Source organism: Halorhodospira sp. 9628, from assembly GCF_022228075.1.
In the GTDB taxonomy this organism is placed as follows: Bacteria; Pseudomonadota; Gammaproteobacteria; order Nitrococcales; family Halorhodospiraceae; genus Halorhodospira; species Halorhodospira halophila_A.
The window spans coordinates 298,297-320,642 of the sequence record NZ_JAJNRF010000001.1; the positions used below are offsets into that span (position 1 = coordinate 298,297).

At 69.3% G+C, this 22,346-nt stretch carries 23 protein-coding genes; 2 read left to right on the forward strand and 21 right to left on the reverse strand.

Going from position 1 to position 22,346, the window contains the following annotated elements:
- Nucleotides 1-2 precede the first annotated feature (2 nt).
- The 8 genes from hisS to LRG10_RS01390 all read right to left on the reverse strand — a co-directional run bounded on the left by hisS (nt 3) and on the right by LRG10_RS01390 (nt 6,190).
- A complete protein-coding gene (gene hisS / locus LRG10_RS01355; protein WP_238634466.1) occupies nt 3-1,274 on the reverse strand; it encodes a histidine--tRNA ligase in 1,272 nt (423 codons plus the stop codon).
- 4 nt (nt 1,275-1,278) lie between these two features.
- On the reverse strand, nt 1,279-1,863 hold the full coding sequence (locus LRG10_RS01360; RefSeq protein WP_201171533.1) for a RodZ family helix-turn-helix domain-containing protein: 585 nt from the start codon (nt 1,861-1,863) through the stop codon (nt 1,279-1,281).
- Nucleotides 1,860-2,603 (reverse strand): tetratricopeptide repeat protein, encoded by a 744-nt coding sequence (locus LRG10_RS01365; protein WP_238634468.1) that lies wholly within the window; start codon nt 2,601-2,603, stop codon nt 1,860-1,862. The genes LRG10_RS01360 and LRG10_RS01365 overlap by 4 nt, the downstream gene beginning before the upstream one ends.
- Nucleotides 2,600-3,709, reverse strand: a complete 1,110-nt coding sequence (rlmN, locus tag LRG10_RS01370) for a 23S rRNA (adenine(2503)-C(2))-methyltransferase RlmN (RefSeq protein WP_207190351.1) — start codon at nt 3,707-3,709, stop codon at nt 2,600-2,602. The genes LRG10_RS01365 and rlmN overlap by 4 nt, the downstream gene beginning before the upstream one ends.
- On the reverse strand, nt 3,690-4,115 hold the full coding sequence (ndk, locus tag LRG10_RS01375; RefSeq protein WP_201171538.1) for a nucleoside-diphosphate kinase: 426 nt from the start codon (nt 4,113-4,115) through the stop codon (nt 3,690-3,692). Before ndk ends, rlmN begins: the two co-directional genes overlap by 20 nt.
- 132 nt (nt 4,116-4,247) lie before the next feature.
- Nucleotides 4,248-4,577, reverse strand: coding sequence for an iron-sulfur cluster assembly accessory protein (locus tag LRG10_RS01380; RefSeq protein WP_201171540.1), 330 nt, complete (start codon nt 4,575-4,577; stop codon nt 4,248-4,250).
- Between the two features lie 67 nt (nt 4,578-4,644).
- Nucleotides 4,645-5,433, reverse strand: a complete 789-nt coding sequence (cysE, locus tag LRG10_RS01385; protein WP_201171543.1) for a serine O-acetyltransferase — start codon at nt 5,431-5,433, stop codon at nt 4,645-4,647.
- Nucleotides 5,434-5,455: 22 nt separating this feature from the next.
- Nucleotides 5,456-6,190, reverse strand: coding sequence for an RNA methyltransferase (locus LRG10_RS01390; protein WP_201242090.1), 735 nt, complete (start codon nt 6,188-6,190; stop codon nt 5,456-5,458).
- A gap of 72 nt (nt 6,191-6,262) precedes the next feature.
- On the opposite strand from LRG10_RS01390, the gene LRG10_RS01395 reads away from it, so the two are divergent.
- Nucleotides 6,263-7,072 (forward strand): inositol monophosphatase family protein, encoded by an 810-nt coding sequence (locus LRG10_RS01395; protein WP_201171549.1) that lies wholly within the window; start codon nt 6,263-6,265, stop codon nt 7,070-7,072.
- Nucleotides 7,073-7,085: 13 nt separating this feature from the next.
- Here the strand turns inward: LRG10_RS01395 and LRG10_RS01400 are convergent, their stop codons facing one another.
- From LRG10_RS01400 to LRG10_RS01455, 12 genes are read right to left on the reverse strand one after another with little or no spacing between them, the layout of a single operon-like run.
- Nucleotides 7,086-8,285, reverse strand: coding sequence for an O-succinylhomoserine sulfhydrylase (locus LRG10_RS01400; protein WP_201171551.1), 1,200 nt, complete (start codon nt 8,283-8,285; stop codon nt 7,086-7,088).
- Nucleotides 8,266-9,780, reverse strand: coding sequence for an amidophosphoribosyltransferase (purF, locus tag LRG10_RS01405; protein WP_201171553.1), 1,515 nt, complete (start codon nt 9,778-9,780; stop codon nt 8,266-8,268). The genes LRG10_RS01400 and purF overlap by 20 nt, the downstream gene beginning before the upstream one ends.
- Nucleotides 9,781-9,824: 44 nt before the next feature.
- Nucleotides 9,825-10,388 (reverse strand): CvpA family protein, encoded by a 564-nt coding sequence (locus LRG10_RS01410; RefSeq protein ID WP_201171555.1) that lies wholly within the window; start codon nt 10,386-10,388, stop codon nt 9,825-9,827.
- Nucleotides 10,385-11,017 (reverse strand): SPOR domain-containing protein, encoded by a 633-nt coding sequence (locus tag LRG10_RS01415; protein WP_201171563.1) that lies wholly within the window; start codon nt 11,015-11,017, stop codon nt 10,385-10,387. The genes LRG10_RS01410 and LRG10_RS01415 overlap by 4 nt, the downstream gene beginning before the upstream one ends.
- Nucleotides 11,018-11,020: 3 nt before the next feature.
- Nucleotides 11,021-12,325, reverse strand: coding sequence for a folylpolyglutamate synthase/dihydrofolate synthase family protein (locus LRG10_RS01420; RefSeq protein ID WP_238634470.1), 1,305 nt, complete (start codon nt 12,323-12,325; stop codon nt 11,021-11,023).
- Complete coding sequence (accD, locus tag LRG10_RS01425) at nt 12,322-13,335, reverse strand: acetyl-CoA carboxylase, carboxyltransferase subunit beta (protein ID WP_238634476.1); 1,014 nt, start codon at nt 13,333-13,335, stop codon at nt 12,322-12,324. Before accD ends, LRG10_RS01420 begins: the two co-directional genes overlap by 4 nt.
- Complete coding sequence (gene trpA / locus LRG10_RS01430; protein WP_201171578.1) at nt 13,332-14,153, reverse strand: tryptophan synthase subunit alpha; 822 nt, start codon at nt 14,151-14,153, stop codon at nt 13,332-13,334. The genes accD and trpA overlap by 4 nt, the downstream gene beginning before the upstream one ends.
- Complete coding sequence (gene trpB / locus LRG10_RS01435) at nt 14,150-15,370, reverse strand: tryptophan synthase subunit beta (protein WP_201171580.1); 1,221 nt, start codon at nt 15,368-15,370, stop codon at nt 14,150-14,152. The genes trpA and trpB overlap by 4 nt, the downstream gene beginning before the upstream one ends.
- Nucleotides 15,354-15,977 (reverse strand): phosphoribosylanthranilate isomerase, encoded by a 624-nt coding sequence (locus LRG10_RS01440; protein ID WP_201171582.1) that lies wholly within the window; start codon nt 15,975-15,977, stop codon nt 15,354-15,356. The genes trpB and LRG10_RS01440 overlap by 17 nt, the downstream gene beginning before the upstream one ends.
- 60 nt (nt 15,978-16,037) lie before the next feature.
- The gene (gene truA, locus LRG10_RS01445; protein ID WP_201171584.1) at nt 16,038-16,838 is read right to left on the reverse strand and encodes a tRNA pseudouridine(38-40) synthase TruA; all 801 of its coding nucleotides are present in this window, start codon (nt 16,836-16,838) and stop codon (nt 16,038-16,040) included.
- A gap of 11 nt (nt 16,839-16,849) precedes the next feature.
- Nucleotides 16,850-19,312, reverse strand: coding sequence for a FimV/HubP family polar landmark protein (locus LRG10_RS01450; RefSeq protein WP_238634481.1), 2,463 nt, complete (start codon nt 19,310-19,312; stop codon nt 16,850-16,852).
- A gap of 22 nt (nt 19,313-19,334) precedes the next feature.
- Nucleotides 19,335-20,357, reverse strand: a complete 1,023-nt coding sequence (locus LRG10_RS01455; RefSeq protein ID WP_201171593.1) for an aspartate-semialdehyde dehydrogenase — start codon at nt 20,355-20,357, stop codon at nt 19,335-19,337.
- A gap of 179 nt (nt 20,358-20,536) precedes the next feature.
- Between LRG10_RS01455 and LRG10_RS01460 the strand changes: the two genes are divergently transcribed.
- Nucleotides 20,537-21,154, forward strand: coding sequence for a hypothetical protein (locus LRG10_RS01460; RefSeq protein ID WP_238634485.1), 618 nt, complete (start codon nt 20,537-20,539; stop codon nt 21,152-21,154).
- 99 nt (nt 21,155-21,253) lie between these two features.
- On the opposite strand, the gene leuB is transcribed toward LRG10_RS01460, so the two are convergent.
- Nucleotides 21,254-22,324 (reverse strand): 3-isopropylmalate dehydrogenase, encoded by a 1,071-nt coding sequence (gene leuB, locus LRG10_RS01465; RefSeq protein WP_238634487.1) that lies wholly within the window; start codon nt 22,322-22,324, stop codon nt 21,254-21,256.
- Nucleotides 22,325-22,346 lie beyond the last annotated feature (22 nt).

Genomic DNA, 22,346 nt, shown 5'->3' on the forward strand with positions numbered 1-22,346 from the left:
GGCTACGCCCCGATCAGCCCTCGCAGATATTTGACTGCGTCGTCGAAGGGCAGCCGCTGCTGCCCGTCTTCGCCACGCAGATCCTTGATCGTCAGTGCACCGGCCGCATGCTCCTCGTCACCGAGAATCAGGGCCACCCGGGCACCACTGCGGTCGGCGCGCTTGAGCTGCGCCTTAAAGCCGCCACCGCCGGCATGGGTCTGCAGACGCAGTTCCGGCAGCGCGTCACGCAGGGCCTCAGCCGTCTCCAGCCCGGCCCCGACCTCGGTGGCCACCACCAGGTAGGCGTGGGGCACCCCGCCCTGACCGGGCACCCCCTGTTCCTCGAGCAACGCCACCAACCGCTCCAATCCCAGGGCGAAACCGATCGCCGGGGTCGGGCGGCCACCGAGCTGCTCGACCAGCCCGTCGAAGCGCCCGCCGGCGCAGACCGTGCCCTGGGCACCGAGTCGATCGGTCACCCATTCGAAGACCGTGCGCGTGTAGTAGTCGAGCCCCCGCACCAGCGAGGGATTCACCTCGTATTCGACGCCGGCCCGCTCAAGCAGGTTCCGTACCGTGTCGAAGTGTTCCGCCGAGGTAGCATCGAGGCAGTCCATCAGCCGTGGCGCATCGGCTATGATCTGCTGCACTTCCGGGTTCTTGCTGTCGAAGATGCGCAGCGGATTTGTCTCCAGGCGTCGCCGCGCGTCCTCGTCGAGCCGGTCCTCGTGGCGGCGCAGGTAGGCGACCAACTCCTCGCGATGGGCCGCGCGGCTCTCCGGGGTGCCGAGCGAATTGAGCTGCAGGCGCACATCGGGCAGTCCCAGCTCACGCAGCATGCGCGCGGTCATGATGATCATCTCGGCGTCGAGCTCGGGCCCGGGGATCCCGAAAACCTCGGCCCCGACCTGATGGAACTGCCGCAGCCGCCCCTTCTGCGGCCGCTCGTGCCGGAACATGGGGCCGGCGTACCAGAGCCGCGGCTCGGCATTGTGCAGCAGACCGGACTGGATGCCGGCGCGTACACAGCCGGCCGTACCCTCAGGGCGCAACGTGACGCTGTCGCCATTGCGATCGTCGAAGGTGTACATCTCCTTCTCGACGATATCGGTGACCTCACCGATGGACCGGCTGAACAGCTCGGTGCGCTCGAGCACCGGCAGCCGGATCTCGCGATAACCGTAGGCCTCCAGGACCCGGCGGATCACCGACTCGGCGCGCTGCCACAGCGGGCTCTCCTCCGGAAGGATATCCGAGAACCCGCGAACGCTCTGAATCCCCTTTTTTGACAAAACGCTACTCCGACTCCATCGACGTCCAAGGCACACCGGCGACCGGCGTGCCCACCTGCGCGGCGGAGGCCTCCCGGGCCTGTGCACCGTCCTCGCCCGGGCCTGTCGGTTCCGGCTCGCCACCATCGAGCAGGATTGCGGTCATCACCACGGCCACGGCGAGCAGCAGCACAAGGAGCATCAACGGCAACCAGCGCCGCCGGCGGCGCCCGGCCGGTCGGGGCTCAACGGCTCCCACATTGCCCACGGCCCGCTCCTCGCTGGCCGGATCGCTGCCCCGGCGCCGGTTGTACGCCTCGACCACCGCCTCGGGATCGAGTTCGACCAGGCGCGCATAGGCGCGTAGGTAACCGCGCACGAAGGTTGGCGGCGGCAGACGTTCGTCGTCATCTTCCTCGAGGGCCGTCACCCGGTCCGCCGACAGGTTGAGACTCGACCCCACCGCACGCACGGTACGCCCCTGCGCCTCACGGGCGCGGCGCAGTTGCTGCCCCGGCGACGGCCGGGCGCCCTTGTCCCCGGCATCATCCGGGGCATCGGCCCGGGGCCGCGCCCCGTCGCTGTCGTCCTGCCCCGTTTCATCAGTCATGGCCCGACCTCATCCGCGTGCAAACGTTCGTTCCACCCCGAACCAGGGAAACGCTCGGCCAGCATCTCGGCGAAGGCGGCCGCCTCCTCCGGCCGCCCCTGCCCGGCCGCCACGCGTGCCGACCAGTAAAGGCCGCGCGCCCCGGCGCCACCGCTGTCACGGGCACGTTCCAAGTCTTCGGCGGCCGCCTCCAGCGCCCCCTGGCGGTAACGCAGCTCCCCGCGCACCACACGCGCCGGGGCAAACCCCGGTGCCGCCTCGACGGCAGCATCGGCGCGGCGGGCAGCGGCATCCTCGCGCCCCGCATCGAGGGCGCAGCGGGCGGCGTTGGTCAACGGCACTTCGGCGGAATCATAGCCACCCGCCCCGGCGGCATCCCCGAAGACCTCCAGCGCCTCATCCACTTGCCCGGCACGGCACAGACTCCGCCCCCGGTTGTTCAGGATAGGCCCCGAGTCCGGAGCGGCCTGCGCGGCACGCCGATGGTATTCGTGGGCCATCTCCAGATCGCCCTGCGACTCGGCCACGAGCCCCATGCCGGAAAGCGCCTGTGGGTGTTCTCCATCGATCTGCAACGCCCGCTCCAGGCGCGAGCGGGCGGCCTCCGGCTGCGCATGGGCGATCAGATGAAGCCCTGCCCCGGCGTGGCTGTCGGCTGCGCGCTGGTCATCCGGCATCTCGGGCCCGGCAGCGCACCCGACCGCCAGCAGGGCCGCCAGCATGGGCCCCGTGCGCTTCACGCCGTTCCCGCCACCTTACTGGGCCGCGCATCGCGGATCTCGCCGACGAGCTGGCCGCACGCCCCATCGATATCATCACCACGGGTTTCGCGGATGGTCGCGGTCAGGCCGTGCTCGAGCAGTCGATCCGCGAAGCGGCGCACCCGCCGCTGTGGCGAGCGGCCGTAGCGTGCCCCCGGGTAGGGATTGAACGGGATCAGGTTCACCTTGGACGGAATCCCCCGCAGCCGCTCGATCAGCTCCCGGGCGTGCTCGTCTTGGTCGTTGACCCCATCGAGCATGACGTACTCCCAGGTGATGCGCCTATGGGGCTTGTCGGCGATGTACGCGTGGCAGGCCGGCAGCAGGCGCTCCAGAGGGTTCTTGCGATTGAGCGGAACCAGCTCGTTGCGCAGCTCGTTATTCGGAGCGTGCAGTGAGACCGCCAGACTCACGTCCGTGATGCGCTGCATCCGCTCGATGGCGTGGACCACTCCCGAGGTCGAGATCGTGACCCGACGCTTGGAGAGAACGAACCCGAAATCGTCGGTGAACACCCGCGACGCCGAGATGACCGGGTCGAAGTTGAGCAGCGGCTCGCCCATGCCCATGAAGACGATGTTGGTGATCGCCCCCTCCGGCAGGTGGCGGCGCGCGATGTGAACCTGACCGACGATCTCGGCGGCGCTGAGATTCCGCGAGAACCCGCCCTCCGCCGTAGCGCAGAAGGTGCAGCCCATCGGGCAGCCGGCCTGCGAGGAGACGCACAGCGTCCCACGCTTCGGCTCCGGGATGTAGACGGCCTCGACACAGTTGCCGTCGGCCAGGCGCACCACCCACTTGCGGGTGCCGTCGCTGGCCTGCTGGTCGGCGGCCACCTCGGGCAGACCGACCCGGGCGTTCTCGCGCAGCCGCTGGCGCAGCGCCTTGCTCAGGTCGGTCATCTCGTCGAAATCGTAGACGTGGCGCTGATGCAGCCACTGCATCATCTGCCGGGCACGGAACCGCTTTTCGCCCAGGGCATCGAAGAAAGCGGCCAGCCGCGGCCGATCGAGCCCGAGCAGCTCGACCGGGCCCGACTGGCGCTCGGCGTGCACCGCCTCGTGGTCAGCGGGAGCAGATCTCATCGGCCTTGAAGAAGAACTCGATCTCCTGTTCCGCCGTCTCGGGGCTGTCCGACCCGTGGACCGCATTGGCATCGATGCTCTCCGCGTAGTCGTGGCGGAGGGTGCCTGCAGCCGCCTCCTTGGGGTTGGTGGCGCCCATGATCTCGCGGTTCTTGCGGATGGCGTCCTCGCCCTCGAGAACCTGCACCATCACCGGCCCGGAGGTCATGAAGCCGACCAGGTCATTGAAGAACGGACGCTCCCTGTGCACAGCGTAGAAGCTCTCGGCCTGCTCGGTGCTCAGCCGAACCATGCGCGCAGCCACCACGCGCAGGCCAGAGCGCTCGAAGCGGGCAAGGATCTCGCCGATCGCGTTCTGCGCTACGGCATCCGGCTTGATGATGGAAAGGGTTCGCTCGACGGCCATTAGGATCTCCTGACTGATGAATGCTCGCGTTCAACAAAAAAGCCGCAGCGCTGGAATGCTGCGGCGCCTTGGGCAGTCGGACAGTCTACCCCTCCGTTCCGGGCGCCGACAATCTCGCCGCGGTTGGGCCGTTCACACGGCAAAGCTCTCGCCGCACCCACACAGATCGCGGACGTTCGGGTTGCGGAAATCGAAACGGTAATTGATACCGTCGCGCACGTAGTCCACCTCGGTGCCTTCCAGAAACGGCCGGTGCTGTTGCGCCATCACCACCTTCACCCCGTGGCTCTCGACGACAAGATCCTGATCGCCGATCTCCTCGGCGTAATCGACCACGTAGGCGAAGCCGGAGCAGCCACTGGCCTTGATCCCCAGGCGCAGGCCGTGGGCCCGGTCAGCATCCTGGCTGGCGAGCATCTTCTCGACATGCCGCGCGGCACGTTCGGTCAGGGTTACGGGCATGACTTGCCTCCTGTCACTGGGCGCGCCGTAACGGCGCATCTGTCTGCATTCTAGGGGGTTCCGGCAGCTAGCGGGAAGCGTCCCGGTGGTGCTCGCCGCACGCCTTCTCGACCGACGTCTCGTCGACCTCCAGATCCGGCACGCGGGTCTCTTCAAGCCGCCCGCCCATCTGCTGCACGGCGCTGCACAGCTCCTCAATGCGCCGATCGGTGACGTGGATATGATCGAGGATCGCGTTCACCGCCTGGGCCACCGGGTCCGGCATCTCGGTGGTCCCGTAAGCATCGAAGCCAATTCGCCGCGCCACCCGGGCTCGCTGCTCGTCCCCGTCAACGTCGCGCTTGCGCTCGCCGACCTGGCGCGCCGGGATCCCCACCATAGTCGCCCCGTCGGGGACATCCTTGAGCACCACAGCATTCGAGCCGATGCGCGCCCCGCCACCCACACGGATGGGTCCAAGCAGCTTGGCGCCGGCGCCGACCACGACGTCATTGCCCAGGGTCGGGTGGCGCTTGCCCGACTGCCAGCTGGTCCCGCCCAGGGTGACGCCGTGGTAGAGGGTGACGTCGTCGCCGATGTCTGCAGTCTCACCAATGACCACCCCCATACCGTGGTCGATGAAGAAGCGCCGGCCGATGCGCGCCGCCGGGTGGATCTCGATCCCCGTGACCCAGCGGCTGAACAGCCCCAGCATGCGCGCCAGCCATCGCAGCCGCCAGCGCCAGAGCCGCGCGCTGATGCGGTGCAGGATCAGGGCGTGGAAACCGGGATAGGTGGTCACCACATGGAAGGCGTTCCGGGCGGCCGGATCGCGATCCATGACACACCGAATGTCCTCACGCAGGCGTCGCAGCATCCATTTACCCTTTACAACGGTCCTACTTGCGCCAGCGGCGCGGATTGAGCACGTGGCTGAGCAGCCCGCGCAGCATCCGCACCTCGTCCTCGGTCAACCGCGCACGGCGGAAGATGTTGCGCAACCGCCGCATGGTCAGCGCGGGGTTGTGCCGGTCCAGGTAGCCGACTCGACCGGCCATCTCCTCCAGGTGAACGAAGAAGCGCTCCAGCGTATCCACGGCGGCGGGCGGCTCTTCCGTCTCGGGCTGCGGCAGTGCGCCCCCCACCTCGGCCGCCATGCGCAGCTCCCACGCTACCAGCTGCACGGACTGAGCCACATTCAGGGAACTGTAATCCGCGTCGGTCGGGATCTGCACGAGGTAGTGGCAATGATCCAGCTCGGCGTTGGTCAGGCCGGTGCGCTCCCGACCGAAGACCCACGCCAACCCCCCTTCGCCCCCCTCAGCGGCGGCCGACTCGGCCGCCGGGCGCAGCGCCAGCCGGGGCTGCCGCTCGGCGCGGATACGCGCCGAGAGCCCGAAGGCCAGACGACAGCCGGCCAGCGCCGAGGCGAGATCCGGATAGCGCTGCGCCTGCTCCAGAACCTCGCCGGCCCCGGCCGCCCGCGCGACGGCCTCCGGGTCATCGGGGTCGCACTGCGGATCCACCAGACACAGATCCCGCAGCCCCATGGTGCGCATGGCGCGCGCGGCGGCGCCGATATTGCCGGGGTGCGTGGTCCCGACCAACACAATACGAGTGCGCTCAAGGCTCAAGATGGCCTCCCGGTCTGAATCGCATCAGTTTTGCTGTTATCCTGTACCGCGTCCAGCGTAGGAGCTTTCCCGATGCACCCAATGGTCAACATCGCAGTCCGTGCCGCACGGGCTGGTGGTGATCTAATCGTCCGCAACATCGACCGCCTCGACCGCGTCCGGGTCGAGACCAAGGGACGCTACGACTTCGTCTGCGACATCGATCGCCAGGCCGAGGCGGCGATCGTGCAGACCATCCAGCGCGCCTACCCGCAGCACGCCATACTCGCCGAGGAGAGTGGCCTGCAGGGGCGCGCGCAGGGTGAGGCGGAGTATACGTGGATCATCGACCCGCTGGACGGGACGGCGAACTTCCTCCGCGGCTACCCCCACATCGGCGTGTCGATCGCTGTGCAGAAGGACGGCCAGCTGGAGGCAGCCGCCGTCTACGACCCGCTGCGCCAAGAGCTGTTCACCGCCTCACGGGGCAACGGGGCGCAGCTCGACGGCCGCCGCATCCGCGTACCGCAGCGCCGCGGGGTGGACGGGGCGATGATCGGGACCGGCTTTCCGTTCAAGAACCAGGCCCTGATGCCGGCCTACCTGCGGATGTTCTCCGCCCTGACCGAGCACGCCGAAGACATGCGCCGTGCCGGCTCCGCGGCACTGGACCTGGCCTACGTCGCCGCCGGGCGGCTGGACGGCTACTTCGAGTTGGGCCTGAAACCGTGGGACATCGCCGGCGGCACCCTGCTGGTCCGTGAGGCCGGCGGCATTGTGACGGACATCACGGGCGAGGATCGCGCCCTCGCCACCGGCCATGTCGTCGCCGGCGCCCCCAAGGTCCACAGCGGTCTGCTGAACACCATCCGCGCCCACACGGCGGATCTGCCTACCGCCTGAGCAACCCGACCGCTCAGGCGCTGCCCAGGCCGCGCTCCAGGTCGCGGATGATGTCCGCCGGATCCTCCAGGCCGACGGAGATCCGGACCAGCCCCTCGCCGATGCCGGCCGCCGCCCTCAGTTCGTCGGTGATGGTGCCGTGGGTGGTGGTCGCCGGGTGCGTGATGGTGGACTTGGTATCGCCGAGGTTGCCGGTGATCGACAGCATGCGGGTGCTATCGATCACGCGCCAGGCCGCCTCCCGTCCGCCAGCCAGCTCGAAGGCAACGATCCCGCCAAAGCCACTCTGCTGCGCCGCCGCCAGCCGGTGGTGCGGATGGTCCGGCAGCCCCGCGTAGTAGACCCGCTCGACCCGCGGATGATCCCGCAGCCACTCGGCCACCTGCTGGGCATGGCTACTGTGGGCGCGCATGCGCAGCGAAAGCGTCTCCAGCCCCTTGAGAAACACCCAGGCATTGAAAGGACTCATGCACGGCCCGGCAGTGCGGATGAAACCGTGGATCTCTTCGCCCACCCGCTGGGCGTCGCCCACCACCGCGCCGCCGACACAGCGCCCCTGGCCATCCAGGTACTTGGTCGCCGAGTGGACCACCAGATCGGCCCCAAGCTCCAGGGGCCGCTGCAGGGCGGGGGTACAGAAGCAGTTGTCGATCGCCAGCAGGGCGTCGTGGGCGTGCGCGATCTCCGCCAGGCGGCGGATGTCAGCGACCTCGTTGAGCGGGTTGGAGGGCGTCTCGGCGAAGAGCAGACGCGTATTCGGCTGGATCGCCCCGGCCCAGGCCCCCTCGTCGCTCAACGGCACCCAGCTGACCTCGATCCCCCAGCGCGGCAGGTACTTGGTGAACAGCGACAGCGTGGTCCCGAACAGGGTCCGCGACGCGACCACGTGGTCCCCGGACTGCAGCAGGCCAAGGCACGTCGCCAGGACCGCGGACATGCCCGAGGCCGTCCCGACGCAGGCCTGACCGCCCTCCAGGGCCGCCAGGCGGTCGCAGAAGGTCCGCACCGTTGGATTGGTGAAACGCGAGTAGACGTTGCCCGGCTCCTCGCCGGAGAACCGGGCGGCCGCCTGAGCGGCGCTCTCAAAGGTGAAGCTCGAGGTCGGGTAGATGGGCTCCGACTGCTCCTGGCCATCGGTCCGCACCTGCCCGGCTCGCACCGCCCGGGAATCAAACCCGGAGAGCGGCTCGTCGTCAGGCCTGGTTGTGCACATCCACGATCTCCAAGTCCTGGTCGCTGCGCGCCTTTTCCCTGGCGGCATCGGCCCGCGCCTGGGACAGGCCACGCAGGTAGTCCTGGCTCACGCCACCGGTGACGTACTGACCATTGAAGCACGAGCTGTCGAACTGCCGGATCTGCGGATTGCCATCGGCCACGGCGGCCTCCAGGTCAGCGAGTTCCTGGTAGATCATTCGGTCGGCCCCGATGGCCTCGGTGATCTCGGCCTCGTCCCGATTGTGAGCGATGAGTTCCTCGGGGGCGGGCATATCGATGCCGTAGACATTGGGGTAACGCACCGGCGGCGCCGCAGAGGCCAGGTAGACCCGCCGCGCCCCGGACTCCCGGGCCAGCTGCACCAACTGCTGCGAGGTGGTGCCGCGGACGACCGAGTCATCCACCAGCAGGACGTTCTTGCCCTCGAACTCCAGCGGAATGGGGTTGAGCTTCTGACGTACTGACTTCTTGCGCGCCGCCTGCCCGGGCATGATGAACGTACGCCCCACGTAGCGGTTCTTGATGAAGCCCTCACGGGACTCCACACCCAGCTGATAGGCCAGCTGCATCGCCACCGTACGGCTGGTGTCCGGGATCGGGATGATCACATCGATATCGTGCTCGGGCCACTCGCGCCGGATCTTCGCGGCCAGCCGCTCACCCATGCGCAACCGCGCCTTGTGCACGGCCACCCCGTCGACGATGGAGTCGGGCCGGGAGAGGTAGACGTACTCGAACAGGCACGGCGCATGGACCGGATCCTCGGCACACTGCCGGGTGTGGAGCTCGCCAGCCATGTCGATGAAGATCGCCTCGCCCGGGGCTACCTCGCGCACCAGGCGGAAGCCGAGCATGTCCAGGGCCACGCTCTCGGAGGCGATCAGGTACTCCCGCCCCTGCTCGGTATCGCGCTCGCCAAAGCACAGCGGGCGGATTCCAAAAGGATCCCGGAAGGCAAGGATACCGTAGCCGTTGATCATCGCCACGGCCGAGTAGGCCCCGTGGCAGCGTCGGTGGACCTGCTCGACGGCGCTGAACAGGTCGCCGGGCTCGAGCCGGTCGTGGGGCGAGACACTCAGCTCGTGGGCGAGGATATTGAGCAGGATCTCGGAGTCGGAATTGGTGTTGATATGGCGCCGGTCGGTGCGGAAGAGCTCCTGCTTGAGCTCCTCGGTATTGGTCAGATTGCCGTTGTGCGCCAGCGAGATGCCGTAGGGCGAATTGACATAGAAGGGCTGCGCCTCGGCGGAACTCTCGCAGCCGGCGGTGGGGTAGCGGACGTGGCCGATGCCGATATTGCCGGTCAGGCGCATCATGTGCCGGGTTCGAAAGACATCCCGGACCAGCCCGTTGCTCTTGCGCAGACTCAGCTGCCCCTGGTCATAGGTGATGATCCCGGCAGCGTCCTGACCCCGGTGCTGGAGCACGGTCAGCCCCTCGTAGAGGTCCTGGTTCACCGGCCCCTTGGCCACCATTCCGATTACGCCACACATGGATTGCTCCTACCTCTTGCTGGGCGCCGGCACGGCGGGCGGATTCACGGCCGCCGGCCGGCGCAGTATTCAGCCCAGTAATCCGGCAAGCCATCGAAGCCCTCCATTGCCTCGCCCTCAACAGGCGGCTGCCAATCAAAGTCTTCCAGCCAGGCGTCCAGGCCGGCTCGACAGATCCACGGCTTGATCCCCGGCAGCACGACGGACTCCTCCCAGGCCCGCTCCTGGGTCATCGGCGAGAACCCGAGCAGCAGCACCACCAGCGCCACCACCACCGCCCCGCGCGCAGCCCCGAACAGCACCCCCAGGAGCCGGTCGGTGCCGCCCAGACCGGTGCGCGTCACCAACGCCGACAGGGCGTTGTTGAGCAGCGCCCCGAGGATCAGTGTTCCCACGAAAAGCACCACGAAACCGGCACCCAGGCGGATCGTCGGCGATGCGATCCACTCCTCGAGCAGCAGCGCCACGGCCCCGGAGTAGCGCACCGCAACCCAGAAGGCGGCCACCCAGACCAGCACAGAGAGCACCTCGCGGACGAAACCGCGGATCAGGCTGATCCCCGCCGACAGGGCGATGACACCGAGAATGGCCAGGTCCAGCCAGTTCATCGCGTGACCACGTAGCCCTCGACCCCCGCCTCATCGACGGCGCGCTCGAGCAGCGCCTGCGCCTCGTCACGCTCCATGACCGGCCCGACACGGACGCGGTGGAAGCTTCCGTCCCCTTCGGCCGACTGGATATAGGCCGGTAGCCCCAGCTCGCGGATGCGATCGCGTTCGCGCTCGGCGTTGTCCGCCTCCCGGAAGCTGCCCACCTGGACGGAGTACGCCCCCTGGTCGCGGCTGACAATGGCGATACCGTCCACCTCGTCCACTACACCATTAACGTCGTCGTCTTCGCTCACGACGTCTTCGGCTTCGTCATCGGCGGCGGGCTCCCGCGCCTCGGGGTCGTCACGCCGGGTCTCGTCGTCGTCCCCGTCCCGCGGCGCCTCCGGCTCCTCGAACCCAACCGGCTCGTCGGTGCTGAAGTCCTCCGGCTCGTCCTCCAGGCCCTCGGGCGGCTGCTCGGCGAGTTCCTCCGGCTCCGGCTGCTCGTCGGGCCGCGGCGGCACCTCCACGGGGACGTCCACATCCTCGGCATCGTCGGAACCAGAGAAGATCATCGGCAGGAAGATCACGGCCAGGGCGACCAGGACCGCGGCGCCAACCAGCTGTCTTTTCGTGCTTGGATCCATCGCCTACCCCCAGCCTTTCTGCGCTTGTACGGCGGCCACAGTACGGAAGGAACCGAACACCACCACCCGGTCACCGGGGCGGGCCTGTTCTTCCAGTACGGCCAGGGTGGCCGCCACGTCGTCGCCGCAGTGGACCACCGGTTCCCCGGCTGCGGCAAGCTCACGGGCCAATTCATCTGCGTGACGCATATCCGGCTCGTCGAGCTGCGGCAGGTACCAGGCATCGATCCGGCCGCTCAGCGCGCCAATCAGCGCGCCGGCGTCCTTGCGCGACGCCACGGCGAATACAGCCCGCGTCCACCCGGACGCCGCCCCGTCGTCGAGCACCCGGGCGAGTTCTTCCGCCCCATCGGCATTATGCGCGACATCCAACAGCCACTCCAGTGACCCGGTCCCGATCCGCTCCAGCCGTCCGGGGACGCGGATCCGGCCGAGGATGCGGGCAACGGCTTCCGGATCCGCACCGGTGCCCTCCGGCAGCTGAACCAGAGCGGCCAGGGCGGTGGCCACGTTACCGCGCGCCGCCCGCCCGGAGACCCCGGGCGCCGGCAGGCCGCACCAGTGGTGTCCGGCGCAGCGCCACCACCAGAGCCCGTCGTCCCCCTCCCCCCAGGTGAAGGCGTCCCCGGCCTCCACCACTCCGGCACCGACCTCCAGGGCGATCCGACGCAGCGCCGCCGGCGCATCCGGCTGACCGATCACCGCCGGCCGGCCGGAGCGAAAGATGCCGGCCTTCTCCGCGGCGATCACCTCGAGGTCGTCACCCAGGAACTCGGCATGATCGCGGGCGATGCGGGTCACCACGGCGATATCAGCATCCACCGTGTTCACTGCGTCCAGCCGGCCGCCCAGGCCCACCTCGAGGATCCAGACCGCCGCGCCACTGCGCCCGAAGAGGTCGAAGGCTGCGAGGGTGGTGTGCTCGAAGTAGGTCAGGCTTACGCCCGCCTCGCTCCGGGCCTGCTCGACCCGACCCAGCGCCTCGATCAACGCGGCATCGCTGACCTCCGCGCCATCGATGCGCATGCGCTCGTTGAAGCGCTGGAAATGCGGCGAGGTGTAGAGTGCCGTGGCCACGCCAAGACCGTTCAGCACACCCTCGAGGGTCCGCGCCACGCTCCCCTTGCCGTTGGTCCCGCCGACGGTGATCACCCGCGCGGTGGGATCGAGGACACCAAGGCGCCGACCCACCGCGGCCACCCGCTCAAGGCCCAGGTCGATGGCCGTCGGGTGGGCCGCTTCCAGGCGTGCCAGCCAGCCATCGAGATCCGCCGGGACTGCCGGCTGCGCCGTTCGGGCGTCGTTCATGCGTTGCGTGAGCCGCCCCCGTCCTCACCGGCGTCGGCCGGACCGTCACCCGCCTCGCCGGAGCCGTCTCCCTCGCTCGGCTCGCCGGCCTCGGTGCCCTGCGCCTCGGCAGCCGTCGGCTCGGACTCCACCGCCGGAGCGGGCGCCACCGAGACATCGCCGCCGAGCTTGCCCATCAGCGAGGCGATCTCGTCGCGCATCTCGCGCCGGTCGACGATCATGTCGATGGCGCCGTGCTCGAGCAGGAACTCGGCCCGCTGAAACCCCTCGGGCAGGGTCTCGCGCACGGTCTGCTCGATCACCCGGGGACCGGCGAAGCCGATCAACGCCCCAGGCTCGGCGATGATGACATCGCCCAGCGTGGCCAGGCTGGCCGAGACACCGCCCATGGTCGGATCGGTGAGCACGGAGATATACGGCACCCGGGCCTCGTTGAGCCGCGAAATGGCCGCCGAGGTCTTGGCCATCTGCATCAGCGAGAACAGCGCCTCCTGCATGCGCGCCCCGCCCGAGGCCGAGAAACAGACCAGCGGGATGTCGTGGGCCCGGGCCTCCTCGGCGGCACGGCAGAAGCGCTCACCAACGATGGTGCCCATGGACCCGCCCATGAACCCGAACTCGAACGCGCAGACGACGACGGGCCGCTGATGGACCGCACCGCGCATAGCCACCAGGGCGTCGTTCTCGCCGGTAGCCTTTTGGGCCTGGGTCAGCCGATCCCGGTAGCGCTTGCTGTCGCGAAAACGCAGGAAGTCCGAGGGCTGCAGTTCGGCGCCGATCTCCACGGCCTCGCAGGACTCGTCCAGGAACAGCCGCAGGCGCTGCCGCGCCGAGATCCGCATGTGTGCATCGCACTTCGGGCAGACCTCGAGGTTGCGCTCCAGATCCGGGCGGTAAAGGATGCCCTGACACGACTCGCACTTGGTCCACAGCCCCTCGGGGACGCTGCGGCTGCGCGGTCCGGCCTCAGTCCGGATGCGCCGCGGCATGAGTTTCTGAAACCAGCTCACGAATCACCCCCCGTCGTCGTCTCGTCCATCGCCCGGCGCAGGGCGCGGACGGCATCGCGCAGGCGCTCGGGCAGATCCGCCGCCGCGCCGTGTTCGCCGATCATGCGCACCAGCGCGCTGCCGACGATCACACCGTCGGCGCAGGGCGCCAGCGCCGCAGCGCTCTGCGGGTCGCGCACCCCGAACCCGACGGCCACCGGCAGATCAGTGACGCGGCGGATACCGGTGACCTGCTGCTCCACCAACCCGGCATCCAGGTCCGCCGCACCGGTGACCCCCTTGAGGGCGACCGCGTAGACGAACCCGCCGGCCACCGAGCAGACCCGCTCGAGGCGGGCGGCGCTGGTGTTGGGCGCCACTAGGTAGATGAGATCGAGGCCGTGGGCCTGCGCCTCGTCGGCCAGCTCTTCGGCCTCCTCCGGGGGCAGATCAACCGTCAGCAGCCCATCGACACCGGCGGCGGCGGCATCGCGCGCAAAGGCGCCGTAGCCGGCAGCCTCGAGGATATTGGCGTAACCCATGAAGACCACCGGCGTATCCGGATCGTCCTCGCGGAAACGGCGCACGACCTCGAACAGCCGCGCCGGCGTCGTCCCCGCCGCCAGTGCCCGGGCGCAGGCGGCCTGGATCACAGGGCCGTCGGCCATCGGATCGGAAAACGGGACGCCAACCTCGATGATGTCGGCGCCGCCGGCCACCAGGGCGTGCATCAGGCGCACGGTGTCGTCGGGCGACGGGTCACCACCGGTGATGTACGGGATCAGGGCCGTTCGCCCGGCGGAGCGGCAAGTGCGGAAACGTTCAGCGATGCGGCTCACAGTTCGATGCCCTCCTGCGCCGCGACAGTGGCGATGTCCTTGTCACCCCGTCCGGAGAGATTGACCACCAGGGTGGCGTCCGGCCCGAGTTCCGCGGCCAGGCTTTCGGCGTAGGCGACCGCATGGGCGGTCTCCAGCGCCGGCAGGATGCCCTCGGTTCGGCTGAGCCGGTGGAACGCCGCGAGCGCCTCGGCATCGGTGACCGCGACGTACTCGGCGCGCCCGGTATCCTTCAGCCAGGCGTGCTCGGGGCCGACGCCGGGGTAGTCGAGGCCGGCCGAGATGGAGTGGGTGCCGATGATCTGCCCCTCGTCGGACTCCATCAGGTAGCTGCGCGCGCCGTGCAGCACCCCGGGCCGTCCGGCATTGAGCGGAGCGGCATGCCGACCGCTGGCCACGCCTTCGCCACCGGCCTCGACACCCACCAGCCGGACAGCGGCGTCGTCGAGGAACGGGTGAAAGATGCCCAGGGCATTGGAGCCGCCGCCGACGCACGCCACCACGGCATCGGGCAGACGGCCCTCGCGCTCCAGCATCTGCGCCCGGGTCTCGACGCCGATGACCCGCTGGAGATCACGCACCAGGGTCGGATAGGGGTGGGGGCCGGCGACGGTGCCGATGATGTAGAAGGTGTTGTCGACGTTCGCCACCCAGTCGCGCATCGCCTCGTTCATGGCGTCCTTGAGGGTGCGCGTACCGGCATCCACGGCGCGGACCTCCGCACCAAGCAGGCGCATCCGATAGACGTTGGCGGCCTGGCGCTGCACATCGTCGGCTCCCATGTAGACGACGCACTCCAGGCCCATTCGCGCGGCCACCGTCGCCGTGGCCACGCCGTGCTGGCCGGCCCCGGTCTCGGCAATGATCCGGGTCTTGCCCATGCGTGCGGCCAGCACCGCCTGGCCGACGGTGTTGTTGACCTTGTGCGCGCCGGTATGGGCCAGGTCCTCACGCTTGAAATAGATGCGCGCCCCGCCGGCGCTGGCGGTCAGCCGCTCGGCCAAATACAGCGGAGTCGGTCGGCCGACGAAATCGCGCAGCTCGCGGTCGAGTTCATCCTGAAAGGCCGGATCGCGACGCGCTTCCGCGTACGCCTCGGCCAGCTCCTCAAGCGGCCCCACCAGGGTCTCGGAGACGAACCGTCCCCCGAAACGGCCAAAGTGCCCGTCGTGCTCCCCGGCGGGATCGCCGCCGTACTGCTCAGGTCTCGTCGCCACGTTCCACCTCCGCGAGAAACCGGGCTATGCGCTCCCGGTCCTTGATCCCCGGCTCCGACTCGACGCCGCTGCTGACATCCACGGCGAAGGGGCGCACATTGCGCACCACCCCCGCCACATTCTCGGCGTTCAGGCCGCCGGCCACCGTAAGCCCCCGCACGCCGCCCGGGATCGTGTCGTGATCAAAGGACTCGCCCCGGCCACCGCGTTCGCCCAGGCGGTGGCTGTCGAACAGGAACCCGCTGGCATCGGGATAGGCCGCCACATAATCCTGAGGATCCACCCCGCCGCCCATGGGCACCGCCTTGACGTAACGGCGCTCGTAGAAGCGGCAGAGCTCAGGCGCCTCATCGCCGTGGAACTGCAGGGTATCAAGGTGCAGCCCCTCGAGCGCCACTTCCACCTGCCCCGGCTTGGGATCGACAAACAGGCCGACCACGGAGACAAAGGCCGGGACCGCGGCCACAATGGCGCGGGCCTCTTTCATATCCACCGCACGCGGGCTGGCATCGCAGAAGACCAGGCCGATGGCATCGGCCCCCAACTCCACGGCGGTCGCGGCATCTTCAGGGCGGGTGATTCCGCAGATCTTGACGCGCGTGCGCACGCTCGGCGTCCCCCTTCGGCGGCTCCAAGGAAAGCGCAAATGTTACCGCGTGGGCCGGCTTTACGCCAAAAACGGCCAGTGCCCTTCGGCGGGGAGTCCGTAATGCGGCGGGTAGACCACCCGGGTCAGGTAGAGCCCGGACGCCGGCGCCGTGATCCCGCTGCGGGTCCGGTCGCCCGCGGCCAGCAGATCGGCGGGCCAGTGCTCAGCCTGCTCGCCGGTTCCGACGGCCATCAGCGTCCCGGCGATGTTGCGCACCATGTGGTGCACGAAGGCGTTGGCCTCGATGTCGATGAACAGAAGCTCACCGTGGCGGTGCACATCGATCCGGTACACCTCGCGAACGGCGTGGGGTGCCTGGCAGGCGACGGCACGGAAGGCCGAGAAGTCTTGCTCACCGACCAGGGCCTGGGCGGCCCGGTGCATACGCCCCGCATCGAGCTCGCGGTGGGTCCACGCCACCCGGTGGCGCAACAGCGCCGGGCGGGCGCGGCGGCTCAGGAAGACGTAGCGGTAGCCACGGCGCTGGGCGCGGTAGCGGGCGTGGAAATCGGCGTCGACGGCGTGGGCCGAGCGCACGCTGACCGTCTCGGGCAGTTGCGCGTTGGTCCCTAGCACCCAGGCGTGCAGCGGGCGCGACGCCGTCGTATCGAAATGAACCACCTGCGCGGCGGCGTGCACCCCGGCATCGGTTCGCCCGGCGCAGACCACGGTCACGGGGTGATCCGCGATCCGCGACACCGCCCGCTCGAGGGCCTGCTGCACCGAGGGGGCGTGGTCCTGGCGCTGCCAGCCGCTGAAATTGGTGCCGTCATACTCCAGCACCAGCGCGATGCGTTGCTCGGTACACGCTCCCGCCAAGGCCGCCCCGCCTACTCGCCGCCGAGCTCAGCCAGGACCTGCCGGGCGCTCTCGCGCTGCGACTCGGTCCCCTCCTCCAGGACCTCCTCGAGCAGGCTGCGGGCCCCCGGCTCATCCCCCAGGTCGATGTAGGCCCGGGCCAGGTCGAGCTTGGTGTCGGCCTCATCCCCCTCACCGACCCCCAGGGACGGCTCCGGCTCAGCCTCCGGCTCGGCACCCTCGTCCGCCTGCAGGCCGAGCCCCTCCTCGGCGCCCTCGTCTTCCTCCTCGCTGAACAGGCTGTCGAGGTCCATTTCGTCGAGTTCATCGCCGCTGGCATCCGCACCGCCGAAGAGCTCATCGGCGACGTCCTGCGCGCCGGCACTCGATTCCGGCTCGCGGGCCATGGCCGGCTCAGGCTCCTCGGCGGGCTCGGCAGCTGCCGGCCCCCCGGCGGCCTCGGGCTCCGCCGGCTGCGGCTGCTCGTCAAAAGCCGCATCAAGACGGCGATCGAAGTCATCCTCGCCCTCGCCTTCGCCCGGCGCCTGCTTGCCGACTCCTTCGCCCTCGTCAGCGTCCAGACCCAGATCCAGGTCTTCCAGATCCGGCTTGGTATCCAGACCCTCCTCGACCTCGGGCGCCGGACTCTCCGGCGTACCGCCATCGGCTGCCGCCCCCCCAGGCGCCTGCGCTTCGCCCTCCGCCTCGTCGGCGTGCGCCTGGCTTGCTGCCGCGGCATCGGCGAACAGCGGACTATCCGGCACGAAGGCCACACCCAGTGCCACCGCTGCCTGCCAGGTCGGGTCGGCGTCACTGCGGGTCCGGTCATAGAGATCCTGGGCCTGGCTGAGGAACGCCTCCCGATCGCCGAGGCGGGAGTGCACCTCGAGCAACCGCAGGCGCAGATCGGTGCGTGCCGGTTCGCGGTGAATGCCGCGCTCGAGCACGTCCCGGGCCCGGCGCAGCTCGTCGTCCGCCAGGTACTCGTCGGCGAGTTCGAGGGCGTCGCGGCGTGCCCCGCTGTCGAAATCGAAATCGAGGTCGCCGCGATCGAGGCGCAGCCCCTCCCGGCTATCAGGCTCCGCCGAACGGCGCCGGCGGCGCAGCAACAGGCCGGCGACCACAGCGAGCGCCAGCAGGGTTCCTCCGGTGGCGATCAGCATCTGCCGCCGTGCCTCCTCGTCACGCCAGAGGTCGGCAGCGGTGACGTCGCCGTCGCCGGAGAGCCACTGCGCCCAGCCGACCTCATCTTCCGTCTCTTCCTCGCGCTCCGGCGCCTCCGGCTCAACCTCGACGGGCGCTGGCTCCGGCTCGTCCAGGGGGTCGAGGGGCTCGTCCACCTCGGGCAGCGGGACGATCGGCGTCGGCTCGGCATCCGGCGGCGGCAGCACCCCTTCCATGTCCAGGTCCACCAGCCGCTCGAGCGCCGCCACCCGCTCGCTCAGATCCTCAACCTGCGCCCGGAGGCTGTCACGTTCCGAACGCAGGCTCGCCCGCTCCTCCCGCAGGGCCGCCAGTGCCCCCTGCAACCGGCGTACGTTGGCCTCAGAGGCCTCCAGCTCGGTATCAAGCAGCGAGAGCACCTCTTCGGTGCCTTCCTCATCGCCCAGGGCCAGGATGCGCAGACGGGCCTCCTCGGCTGTCGGCACCTCTTCCTCCCCAACGGGCGCGTCGGGGTCCGCCAGGTCAGGGATAGGCACCGACTCGTCGAGCTCCTCCACCGCCGCGCGTCGCTCGGCTGGCGGCACCCAGCTGGCCAGGTGCTCCTCGTAGATCGCCTGGGCCTCGCCGGCAGAAAGCTGCTCGATCTGCTCGCGGCTGGGCAGCTTCAGCCACCACCCACTGAGCAGGTCGTTGACGTTGTCGTCAGAGAAGGCGCGGGGATTGAGCCGCTGGATGGCCAGCATGGTCTGCGCGACCGTCACCGAGTCATCGGGGCGGTGCTCCGACGCGATCCGCCACAGGGTATCCCCCTCCTCCACCGGCCCATAGGCGGTGGATCGGCGCTCGCGCTCACCGTCGCGGGTCACCTCCTCAAACGGCTCGCCCTCGCGGGCCAGTGGCTGCCCCTGTGCCGGGGCATCGTCGTCGGCGGTGGTCGGCCGCTCGAGGAGCAGGGTGTACTCGCGGACCAGGTCGCCCTCGGGCCAGCTGACCTGGACCAGGAAATCAAGCAGGGGCTCATCGATGGGCTGCTGGCTGGTGACGGCGATGTACGGGGCATCCTCGCCCGACTCGATCAGCTCAAAGTCGAGCAGCGACAGCTCGGGCGCACGCTCGATCCCGGCGCGATCGAAGATCCGCCCCGGGGCCAGGCCGACATCGAGCCGCGCCAACTCGTCGGAACCGAGATCCCGCACAGGGATGCGCGCCGAAACCGGCTCGCCGGCCTCGGAGCGGCCCTCGATGGTACCGAGGCTGACCTCCACCGCGGCCGCCACCGAGACCAGTGACAGACCTGCCAGGCCGGCGAGGCCGTGAATCGCCTTGCGCACGGGCTCGCCCCTCCGTCCGCCGTCAGATGTATTCGCCAATCAGCAGCTCCGCGATCTGCACGCTGTTCAGCGCTGCTCCCTTGCGGACGTTATCGGCCACCACCCACAGATCGAGACCCCGCTCGTGGCTGATGTCTTCGCGGATGCGTCCGACGTAGACTGGATCGCGCCCCGCGGCCTCGGTCAGTGCCGTCGGATAGCCGCCACCGGCGCGCTCGTCCAAGACCTCGATGCCCGGAGCGCCGGAGAGCACCTGCCGGGCACGCTCGGCGGTGATGCGCTCACGGGTCTCGATGTGCACAGCCTCGGAGTGGCCGTAGACCACCGGCACCCGCACCGTGGTCGGGTTCACCCGCACGGAGGAGTCCTCGAAGATCTTGATGGTCTCCCAGACCATCTTCATCTCCTCCTTGGTGTAGCCGTTGTCCTGGAAGTCGTCGATGTGCGGCAGGCAGTTGAAGGCGATCGGCTTGGGATACTCGGCACACTGCGGCTCGGCGCCGTCGAGGATCGCCCGACTCTGGGTGTGGAGTTCGTCGATGGCCGGCTTGCCACTGCCGGAGACCGCCTGGTAGGTGGCCACGTTGATCCGCTCGATGCCCACGGCGTCATGGATCGGCTTGAGCGCCACTAGCATCTGGATGGTGGAACAGTTGGGGTTGGCGATGATCCCCCGCTTCTTGTAGCCAGCCACCGCGTGAGGGTTCACCTCGGGGATGATCAGCGGGATATCGTCGTCATAGCGGAAGTGGGAGGTGTTGTCGATGACCACCGCACCGGCCTCCGCCGCCCGCGGCGCATGCTCGGCGGAGATGGAGCCCCCGGCGGAGAAGAGCGCGATCTGAACCTGCGAGAAATCGAACTCGGCCAGATCCTGGATCACCAGCTCCTGCCCGGCAAAGGTCACCGTGTTCCCCGCCGAGCGCGCGCTGGCCAGCGGGTAGATCCTGCGCGCGGGGAAGCCGCGCTCGGCCAGGATGGAGAGCATCACCTCTCCCACGGCGCCGGTGGCACCAACGACGGCGACGTCGTACTGCTTGCTCATGGATCCTTAGCCCCTGTCTGGACGTTTTCCTGTCCGGAGTCTAACGCCTCGCGGCAGCACGGGGCCAGCGCGACCCGCCGCCTCGGGCCGCCCCAGCAATCCGCGAACTGGCACGCCGGCAGGTACCTGCTAGATTGTCTGCAGTTCCCCCCAACCCGTGAAACCAAGGAGCGGCACCCATGCACAGAGGCATTCTCTATACGGCCGCCAGTGGCCTGGTCGCCGGTGGTTTGATCGGCGGGCAGGCGTTTGCGCAGCTGCCGGCCCAGGACTTCAGCTACGACTACGCCGAGGGCGGCGTTGTCTTTACTGAGCTGGACGACGCGGATCAGGACCTTGTCGGCCCGCGGCTGATCGGCTCGCTGAGCCTGACCGACGACATCTTCCTGCGCGGCGAGGCCAGCTACCTCACCGACGACATCGACATCACCACGCTCTCGCTGGGCCCGGGCTACCGCCTGGCGGTCACGCCGGGCATCGACCTCTACGGCGTCGCCGCCCTGGTCTACCGCGATACGGATCCCGACTCGGCGAGTAGCGAGAGCGAGACCGGCTACGAACTCACCGCCGGCATCCGCCACGGCTGCATGTTCCTCGACGGCCTGCAGTACGCCTGGGAGATCCGCTACCTGGATGTGGACACTGAGGAGGACCTCGACGACGGCATCGTCAACCTGGCGGCCAAGTTCACCTACGCGCTGACCCCGCAGTGGGACGCCGTGGGCGATCTGCAGATCAACGACGCCGGCGACGAGAACGATCTGGGCCTGGCCCTCGGGGCCCGCTTCAACTTCTAACGCCTCCCCGGGACGCGCGGAGGCACCCACGCAAAGGGGCCGCACCTTGTCGGGTGCGGCCCCTTTGTCGCGGGTGGTTGCTGCGGGCTGTGGCTGGAGCTACAGCCGCTGCGCCACCGCCTCGCCCATTTCCCGGGTGCCCACCGGCCGCGTACCGCCCTGCAGGTCCGGGGTGCGCAGCCCTTCCTCGAGCACCGCCCCCACGGCGGCCTCGACCCGGTCGGCAGCCTCGCCGGCACCCAGGCTATAGCGCAGCATCATCGCCACCGACAGGATCGTGGCCAGCGGATTGGCCTTGTCCTGCCCGGCGATATCCGGCGCTGAGCCGTGCACCGGCTCGTAGAGCCCCTTGCCGTGCTCATCCAGCGAGGCCGAGGGCAGCATGCCGATGGAGCCGGTCAACTGGGCGGCGCAGTCCGAGAGGATGTCGCCGAAGAGGTTGCCGGTGACCACCACGTCGAACTGCTTCGGCGCGCGCACCAGCTGCATGGCGGCGTTGTCCACATACATATGGGAGAGCTCCACCGCCGGATAGTCGGCGGCCACCCGCTCGGCGACCTCCCGCCAGAGCTCCGAGCTCTCCAACACGTTCGCCTTGTCCACCGAGCAGACCCGCCCCTGGCGCTGCTGCGCCGCCTCGAAGGCCAGGCGCATGATCCGCTCGATCTCCGACTCGCTGTAGACCTCGGTGTTGTACCCCTGGCGCTCGCCGTTCTCCAGCGTGCGGATCCCCCGGGGCTGGCCGAAGTAGATGCCGCCGGTGAGCTCGCGGACGATGAGGATGTCCAGCCCCGCCACGACCTCCTCGCGCAGCGCCGAGGCCCCGGCCAGCTGCGGGTAGAGGATGGCCGGGCGCAGATTGCCGAACAGCCCCAGCTCCGAGCGGATCGCCAGCAGGCCACGCTCCGGGCGCACCTCGCGGGGCAGCGCGTCGTACTGCGGGCCGCCGACCGCGCCGAGCAGCACCGCGTCGGCCGCCCGCGCCAGGCGCAGGGTCTCATCGGGCAGGGGCTGCCCCGCCGCGTCGTAGCCGGCGCCGCCGATGGGCGCCGTCTCCATCTCGCAGCCAAGCCCATGGCGCTCGTTCAGGGCCTCCAGCACGCGCCGGGCCTCCGCGGTGATCTCGGGGCCGATACCGTCGCCGGGAAGCAGCAGGATCTTGTGGGACATAGGTTCTATTCAGGTTCCAGGG